Raw genomic sequence first — 959 nt, 5'->3', positions numbered from 1 at the left:
TAGATAAAAAGGAACACAACTGTGTTCCTCTTTTTGTATCAATTTGTATCACCAAGCATCTTCATAAGGAAATCTGTTATTTCTTGAGGACTTTCTTTTTTTCCATGTGCAATCCAAGTTTGACAGACACCAAAAAGTGCATGAGTTAGATAGACGCTACTGTATTCTAATTCAGTTGTATTGAGATTCAGTTGCATAAATCGCTTTTGTAAATCTGTACTGAGCATGATATGAAGTTTATTTCGTAAGAAATTTTGGATTTCTTTGGTTCCATTTTCAGAAAGAAGGGCAGCCAGAAGTGGTTCTGATTCCAAATATTCAAAGACTTCTAAAATAGCGTCTCTTTTGTGATGAGCATGTTTTTGAAAAATATATTCAAATGTATGAAATAGCTTGCTTTGATAATGCTCAATCATATCATACTTATCCTTATAGTGAGTATAGAAGCTGGAACGACTAATTCTGGCTTTTTCTGCTAACTTTACAGTAGAAATTTGATCAAATGGCTGTTCCATCAGTAATTGTACCATAGCATTTTCAATAGTTCGCTTTGTTTTTAAGCGTTTGTTACTTTCTTGCATATTTTCTCCTTATAAACAAATTAGACTATATGTCTAAAAATAGATTTTTTATCTTGTAATTTAGATTTTTTAATGTATAATCTATTATATCAAAATTTTAGACAATATGTGTAAAAAAGGAGAAACTATGTTTAAAGAATGGAAAGCAATTTTTAAAAAACCAACCTTTATTATTGTCATGATAGGGATTTCTCTTATTCCAGCTCTGTACAATATTATATTTTTGTCCTCAATGTGGGATCCGTATGGTCAATTGTCTGACTTACCTGTGGCAGTTGTCAATAATGATAAAGAGGCTTCCTATAATGGTAATACTATGGCAATAGGAAAAGACATGGTGTCCAATTTAAAAGAAAATAAAACCTTGGATTTTCATTT

The 959-nt window shown here is 30.7% G+C and carries 2 protein-coding genes; one reads left to right on the top strand and one right to left on the bottom strand.

Annotated elements, in window-relative coordinates:
* Positions 1–38 precede the first annotated feature (38 nt).
* Positions 39–581: a TetR/AcrR family transcriptional regulator gene (locus WKI42_RS10470; protein WP_368081888.1), complete on the bottom strand. Its 543-nt coding sequence runs from the start codon at positions 579–581 to the stop codon at positions 39–41.
* 127 nt (positions 582–708) lie between these two features.
* Between WKI42_RS10470 and WKI42_RS10465 the strand changes: the two genes are divergently transcribed.
* Positions 709–959, top strand: a 251-nt coding sequence (locus tag WKI42_RS10465) for a YhgE/Pip family protein (protein WP_368081887.1), incomplete at its 3' end; no start/stop codon positions are given.

It is taken from the genome of Streptococcus pseudopneumoniae (assembly GCF_038148935.1).
In the GTDB taxonomy this organism is placed as follows: domain Bacteria; phylum Bacillota; class Bacilli; order Lactobacillales; family Streptococcaceae; genus Streptococcus; species Streptococcus pseudopneumoniae_U.
Note: the sequence above shows the minus strand (reverse complement) of the source record. Positions and strands in the feature narration are given on the sequence as shown.

Coding starts and splice junctions, on each gene's coding strand:
- WKI42_RS10470 (WP_368081888.1), bottom strand. CDS start 581: ATGCAAGAAAGTAACAAACGCTTAAAAACAAAGCGAACTATTGAAAAT.